Source organism: Hansschlegelia beijingensis (genome assembly GCF_045505405.1).
GTDB lineage: Bacteria > Pseudomonadota > Alphaproteobacteria > Rhizobiales > Methylopilaceae > Methylopila > Methylopila beijingensis_A.
Map to the genome: position 1 here is coordinate 1 of NZ_JBJKEX010000178.1, position 6,165 is coordinate 6,165.

7 protein-coding genes and 1 pseudogene are annotated in these 6,165 nt (G+C 67.9%); 6 read left to right on the plus strand and 2 right to left on the minus strand.

Annotated features, from left to right (window positions below; all coding sequences use genetic code 11):
* Positions 1-82 precede the first annotated feature (82 nt).
* Positions 83-604 (plus strand): annotated as a pseudogene (locus ACIKT0_RS11555) (MaoC family dehydratase); the annotation flags it as partial.
* A 4-nt stretch (positions 605-608) separates the two neighbouring features.
* Here ACIKT0_RS11555 and ACIKT0_RS11560 read toward each other — a convergent pair.
* On the minus strand, positions 609-1,340 hold the full coding sequence (locus tag ACIKT0_RS11560; RefSeq protein ID WP_407105489.1) for a TetR/AcrR family transcriptional regulator: 732 nt from the start codon (positions 1,338-1,340) through the stop codon (positions 609-611).
* A 242-nt stretch (positions 1,341-1,582) separates the two neighbouring features.
* Here ACIKT0_RS11560 and sdhC point away from each other — a divergent pair, with 242 nt between their 5' ends.
* From sdhC to ACIKT0_RS11585, 5 genes are all read left to right on the plus strand, one after another.
* Positions 1,583-1,999, plus strand: coding sequence for a succinate dehydrogenase, cytochrome b556 subunit (sdhC, locus tag ACIKT0_RS11565; RefSeq protein WP_407105490.1), 417 nt, complete (start codon positions 1,583-1,585; stop codon positions 1,997-1,999).
* Positions 2,000-2,010: 11 nt separating this feature from the next.
* On the plus strand, positions 2,011-2,385 hold the full coding sequence (gene sdhD / locus ACIKT0_RS11570; RefSeq protein WP_407105491.1) for a succinate dehydrogenase, hydrophobic membrane anchor protein: 375 nt from the start codon (positions 2,011-2,013) through the stop codon (positions 2,383-2,385).
* 81 nt (positions 2,386-2,466) lie between these two features.
* Positions 2,467-4,230 carry a succinate dehydrogenase flavoprotein subunit gene (gene sdhA / locus ACIKT0_RS11575; protein ID WP_407105495.1) on the plus strand — a complete coding sequence of 588 codons (1,764 nt, stop codon included), beginning with the start codon at positions 2,467-2,469 and terminating at the stop codon, positions 4,228-4,230.
* Between the two features lie 62 nt (positions 4,231-4,292).
* A complete protein-coding gene (locus tag ACIKT0_RS11580) occupies positions 4,293-5,075 on the plus strand; it encodes a succinate dehydrogenase iron-sulfur subunit (RefSeq protein ID WP_407105492.1) in 783 nt (260 codons plus the stop codon).
* Positions 5,076-5,217: 142 nt separating this feature from the next.
* Entirely contained in the window at positions 5,218-5,388 is a 171-nt protein-coding gene (locus ACIKT0_RS11585) for a hypothetical protein (RefSeq protein ID WP_407105494.1), read from the plus strand.
* A gap of 271 nt (positions 5,389-5,659) precedes the next feature.
* Here ACIKT0_RS11585 and ACIKT0_RS11590 read toward each other — a convergent pair.
* Positions 5,660-6,165, minus strand: a 506-nt coding sequence (locus ACIKT0_RS11590; protein WP_474998501.1) for a phenylalanine--tRNA ligase subunit beta-related protein, incomplete at its 5' end; no start/stop codon positions are given.

The following is a 6,165-nucleotide window of genomic DNA, read 5'->3' on the forward strand; positions in this document are numbered from 1 at the left end:
GTGTTCTGCCACAGCCGGGTCGCGAGCTGATGCTCGGCCTCTTCGATCGTCATGCCGTTGACATGGTGGATCTTCTCGCCGACCGCGCATCGACCGCGCCGCGTGGGACGACGCCCAGGCGGGCGGCGCGCGGCGCTTCGACGACTACGCGGTCGGCGAGAAGATCGACCATGTCGACGGCATGACGATCGAAGAGGCCGAGCATCAGCTCGCGACCCGGCTGTGGCAGAACACGGCCCGGGTGCATTTCGACGGCTACGCGCAGAAGAACAGCAAGCTGGGCCGCCGGCTGGTCTATGGCGGCCACGTCATCAGCCTCGCCCGGAGCCTGAGCTTCAACGGTCTGGAGAACGCGTTCCACATCGCCGGCGTCAATGGCGGCCGGCACGTCGCGCCGATCTTCGCAGGAGACACGCTCTACGCCTGGTCCGAGATCGTCGACAAACAGCCCCTTCCGGGCCGCGACGACGTCGGGGCGCTGCGGGTGCGGGTCACGGGCCTGAAGGACTGCCCGCCGACGGATTTCCCGCGCGTCACGCCGGACGGGAAGGATCATCCGGCGGTGGTCCTCGATCTGGATCTCTGGCTCCTGATCCCGCGCTAGCGGTTCAGGCGGCCTCCAGCGACGGGTTGCTGGCGGTCGCGCGACGTCGCTCGCTGCCCTCGCCCGAATGCAGCCGGCGCAGCACGGCGCGGACGCCCGCATCCTGCGTCTCCGCGATCTGCCGGATCTCGTCGGCGTCGCTTAGCCAGCGCGGCGTGCGGAAGACGTGCTCGCGCACCCGGATCATGGTCATCGCGTTCTGCAGGGCGATCATCAGCATGCGCTCGCCCTCCAGCATCGGCTTGCCGGCCAGCGTCGGGAGGCCCTCCTCCCGGCGCCACTCGGCCAGCATGGCGGTCCAGAGCGGCAGGCTCTTGCTCGCGCTGCGGTGAATCGGCTCCGGATAGGCGTCGAGCCCGGCGCGGAAGAACAGACGGGTGGCGGTGGGCGTCATGCGCGGCAGCATGTGGCCATAGACCTCCGCGACGCGGTCTACCATGGGCGCGCCGGCCGAGCCTTCGAAGCGCTCGAGCGCGCCGACGCTCCAGTGCTCCTGGAACACCTCGACGAAGACGGCGTCGATCAACTCGTTCTTGCTGCCGAAATAGCGGTACAACAGCGCCTGCGTGACGCCGATCGAGGCGGCCAGGTCGCGGGTCGGCCCGCTGAAGCCGTTTTCCGCGAAGAACTGACAGGCGGCCGCGATGATCTGCGCCCGCCGCACGTCGCCGGCGAGCCTTGCGGCCCTTGGACGGGCCACCGGCTCGTCGCGGCCCATGATCGCCGTGACCGTCATGTCTACTCCCGCGTCCGAGTACGCCCGCAGCATGAAAGAGAAAGGAAGTCGAACGGGCGGAACAGTTAGGGCGGCTCCGTAGCGACACTATGCCGCAGCGGCGGTGAAATTTTCCTTTCACGGGGCGCGCGGCGTCGATTCGCCTCCTACCAAAGACGCCGCCGTCGCCGAGGGCGGAGCGTTGCGCTGCGTCGCACCATCGGTTAGTTGCTGTGCGCGCACTTCGAGAAGGTCCAAAAAAGATGGACTCGCCGAAAGCGGCCCCTCCCGGGGGCCGGCCGCTGTCTCCGCATCTGCAGATCTATCGGCCGATGCTGTCGATGATGATGTCGATCGTGCATCGCATCACCGGAGGCGCGCTTTACTTCGGAACCGCGCTGATCGCGATCTGGCTTGTCGCGGCGGCCTCGGGACCTTCCGCTTTCGCCACCGTCCAGGGGATCTACGGGTCGATACCCGGGCTGCTGGTCCTATTTTTCTACACCTGGGCGCTTATCCATCATGCGCTCGGCGGCGTGCGGCACCTGATCTGGGACACCGGCCACGGCTTCGAGCCCCGCGAGCGCGAACTGCTTTATCGGCTGACGCTCGGCGGCTCGATCGCGCTGACGCTGCTGATCTGGACGGTCGGCTACGTGGTCCGCGGCGGCGCAGGCTGAAGGAGACGCTCATGAGGACGCCCCTCGGCCACGTCCGCGGACTTGGCGCCGCGAAGGCCGGCACCGAGCATTTCTGGATGCAGCGCATGACCGCGGTGGCGAACCTGCCGCTGACGCTCCTGTTCGTGGCCGTCGTGGTCGCCCTGTCCGGGTCGAGCCACGCGGGCGCGACCGCGATGCTCGGCTCGCCCTGGATCGCGATCCCGATGCTGCTCCTCACCCTCTCGGTGACCTTCCACATGCGTATCGGCATGCAGGTCATCATCGAGGATTACGTGCATGACGAGCTGCTGAAGCCGGTCGCCATCATGGCCAACAGCTTCTTCGCCGTTGCGGTGGGGCTCGCCAGCGTGTTCGCCCTGCTCAAGATCAGTTTCGGGGTCTGAGCCGTGGCCGGACCCGCAAGCACCTTCAGGAATGTCGCCGCGCCGGCCGTGAACGGGCGCGCCTATCCGTTCACCGACCACATGTTCGACGTGCTGGTGGTGGGCGCCGGCGGCGCCGGCCTGCGCGCCGTCGTCGGCTGCTCGGAGGCCGGGCTCAAGACCGGCTGCATCACCAAGGTGTTTCCGACGCGCAGCCACACGGTGGCCGCGCAGGGCGGCATCTCCGCCGCGCTCGGCAACATGGGCGAGGACGACTGGCGCTTCCACATGTACGACACCGTCAAGGGCTCCGACTGGCTCGGGGACCAGGACGCGATCGAGTACCTCGTCCGCAACGCGCCGGCCGCCGTCTACGAGCTCGAGCACTGGGGCGTGCCGTTCTCACGCACCGAGGACGGCAAGATCTACCAGCGACCGTTCGGTGGCATGACGACCCATTACGGCAAGGGCACCGCGCAGCGCACCTGCGCGGCCGCCGACCGCACCGGGCACGCCATCCTGCACACCCTTTACGGGGCGGCGCTGAAGGCGAACGCGCAGTTCTTCATCGAGTACTTCGCGATCGACCTGATGATGGACGAGGAAGGCGCCTGCGTCGGCGTCGTGGCGCTCAGGATGGACGACGGGACGCTGCACCGCTTCCAGGCGAAGCGCACGATCCTGGCGACCGGCGGCTACGGCCGCGCCTACTTCTCGGCGACCTCGGCCCACACCTGCACGGGCGACGGCAACGCCATGGTGCTGCGCGCCGGCCTGCCCCTCCAGGACATGGAGTTCGTGCAGTTCCACCCGACCGGCATCTATGGCGCGGGCTGCCTGATCACCGAGGGCGCGCGCGGCGAGGGCGGTTACCTGACCAATTCCGAGGGCGAGCGCTTCATGGAGCGCTACGCGCCGTCGGCCAAGGACCTCGCCTCACGCGACGTGGTCTCGCGCTCGATGACCATCGAGATCCGCGAAGGCCGTGGCGTCGGCAAGAACAAGGACCACATCTACCTGCACCTCGACCACCTCGACCCCGCGATCCTGCACGAGCGGCTACCGGGCATCTCCGAGAGCGCCCAGATCTTCGCCGGGGTGGACCTCACGCGGGAGCCCATCCCGGTGCTGCCGACGGTGCACTACAACATGGGCGGCATCCCGACGAACTTTCACGGCGAGGTGCTGACCAAGGTCAACGGCGATCCGGATTCGGTGGTGCAGGGCCTGATGGCGATCGGCGAGGCGGCCTGCGTCTCGGTTCACGGGGCGAACCGGCTTGGCTCCAACTCGCTGATCGACCTCGTGGTGTTCGGCCGCGCGACGGCCGACCGCTGCGCCGAACTGGTCGAGCCCAACACCCGGCATCCGGAACTGCCCCGCGGCGCGTCGGATCCTGCGCTCGCCCGGCTGGACCGGCTGCGGCACGCTTCCGGCGGAACGCCGACGGCCCAGCTCCGCCTTAAAATGCAGAAGGTGATGCAGTCGAACTGCGCCGTGTTCCGCACCGGCGAGGTGCTGGAGGAAGGCCGCGGCCTGATCCACGACGTCTGGTCCGGCTCCGACGACGTCGGCATCACCGACCGCTCGCTGATCTGGAACTCGGACCTGATCGAGACGCTCGAATTCGACAATCTGATCGCGCAGGCCGTCGTCACGATGGAAAGCGCGGCGAACCGTCAGGAAAGCCGCGGCGCCCACGCCCGCGAGGACTTCCCGGATCGCGACGACAAGCAGTGGATGAAGCATACGCTGGCCTGGGCCGACATGGAGACCCGCGAGGTCTCGATCGACTACCGCCCCGTGCATACCTACACGATGACGAACGACATCCAGTACATCGAGCCGAAGGCGCGAGTTTATTGAGCGCGTTCGCGTCGGCCGGCGCATCGAGAGGCGCTCCGATCCCGGTCGGGGCCTGAAGGAACATGGTCCAGCTCACTCTCCCGAAGAACTCGCGGATCACCGAAGGCAAGACCTGGCCTAAGCCTCCGGCCAAGAACGTCACCCCGTTCAAGGTCTATCGCTGGAACCCGGACGACGGCATGAACCCGCGCGTCGACACCTTCTGGGTCGACCGGGACGACTGCGGCCCGATGGTTCTGGACGGGCTCATCTGGATCAAGTCGAACGTCGACTCGACGCTCACCTTCCGCCGCTCCTGCCGTGAGGGCATCTGCGGCTCCTGCGCGATGAACATCGACGGGACCAATACGCTCGCCTGCACCAAGGGCATGGACGACTGCGCAGGCGGCAAGATCGTCAAGATCTACCCGCTGCCGCACATGCCTGTGGTCAAGGACCTCGTGCCGGACCTCACCCAGTTCTACGCCCAGCACGCCTCGATCGAGCCCTGGCTCAAGACCGACACCCGCGAGCCGGGCGCCGAGTGGCGGCAGTCGCGCGAGGACCGGGCGAAGCTCGACGGTCTCTACGAGTGCATCCTGTGCGCCTGCTGCACGACGTCGTGCCCGAGCTACTGGTGGAACGGCGACCGCTACCTGGGCCCTGCCGCGCTGCTGCAGGCTTATCGCTGGCTGGTCGACAGCCGCGACGAGCGCACCGGTGAGCGCCTCGACGAGCTCGAGGACCCGTTCCGCCTCTACCGCTGCCACACCATCATGAACTGCGCCAAGGCCTGCCCGAAGGGCCTGAACCCCGCCAAGGCGATCGCGCAGATCAAGCAGCTGATGGTCGCGCGCCAGTTCTGAGCACAGAGGGCCCGGCGCTCGACGAGCAGCCGGCAGGCCTCGTCTCACGCGCTTGCGCCGATAATTTAGGCGTGCCTACCGGTCGACGCGCTCTGGTCGCACCCTTAGCTCCCTGTGGTCCACATGGGCAAGGGAGGGTGCAATGAACGACTCCGTCGAGCAGGATCATCGCTGGACGCTCGAGAATGTACAGCAGTTGCAGGAGCTCGCGCGGGAGAAGGCGCCGGCTGGCCTGATCGCCATGCGTCTGCGCAGGTCGCAGTCCGACGTCCACGCCAAGGCGTCGGAACTCGGGCTGATGCTGGCCGAGTAAGCTTCGACTTCGTCCGGCCCGGGCGTTCATCGCGCCCGGACCGGAGTCTTTTGAAAGCCGTGGTTAACAAAACCCTGCCGTTTGGGCCGCGGCGCGAGTCGAGATGCGAACGAATCGGGAATCAGCGATTCGTCCGCGATTCGTTCTTCATGGAACGAACCGTGATTCGACTCTGAGGCGCGCGGCGACGCGACGCCAAAGACTCAACTGAGCGCCTGGTCGCTCGCCCGAATACTCCGGGGCCGCGCCTGATGACTCTGGCCTGCTCGTGTCAGCCGCGGAGCGTCGCGCCGGTAGCCTTGGCGACCTGAGCCACGATGCGCTCCGCGACCGCCTCGATCTCGGCGTCGGTCAGCGTCTTGTCGCGCGGCTGCAGCGTGACCGCGAGCGCGAGCGAGACCTTGCCCTCCGGCACGCCCGGTCCCTCGTAGCGATCGAACAGATCGACCCGCGTCACGAGCTTGCGGTCCGCCGCCTGGGCGGCGCGGATCAGCTCGGCGGCCGGCGTGTCGCGGTCGGCGAGGAAGGCGAAGTCGCGCGAAAGCGGCTGCAGCGCCGAGCCTTCGAAGGGCGGCTTGGCGCGCGTCGGCTTGGCCTTCGGCTGCGGAAGCGCGTCGAGGGTCAACTCGAAGCCGACCAGCGGCCCGGAAGCGCCGAGGGCCTGAAGAACCCGCGGGTGGAGCTCGCCGAACGCGCCCAGCACGACCTTGGGCCCGAGCTGCAAGGCCGCCGACCGGCCGGGGTGGAACCAGGCCGGGGCCGCGCCCTGCGCGATCA

Excerpts from the sequence above, each read along its gene's own strand:
- ACIKT0_RS11560 (WP_407105489.1), bottom strand. The coding sequence starts at position 1,340 with ATGACGGTCACGGCGATCATGGGCCGCGACGAGCCGGTGGCCCGTCCA.
- sdhC (WP_407105490.1), top strand. The coding sequence starts at position 1,583 with ATGGACTCGCCGAAAGCGGCCCCTCCCGGGGGCCGGCCGCTGTCTCCG.
- sdhD (WP_407105491.1), top strand. The coding sequence starts at position 2,011 with ATGAGGACGCCCCTCGGCCACGTCCGCGGACTTGGCGCCGCGAAGGCC.
- sdhA (WP_407105495.1), top strand. The coding sequence starts at position 2,467 with ATGTTCGACGTGCTGGTGGTGGGCGCCGGCGGCGCCGGCCTGCGCGCC.
- ACIKT0_RS11580 (WP_407105492.1), top strand. The coding sequence starts at position 4,293 with ATGGTCCAGCTCACTCTCCCGAAGAACTCGCGGATCACCGAAGGCAAG.
- ACIKT0_RS11585 (WP_407105494.1), top strand. The coding sequence starts at position 5,218 with ATGAACGACTCCGTCGAGCAGGATCATCGCTGGACGCTCGAGAATGTA.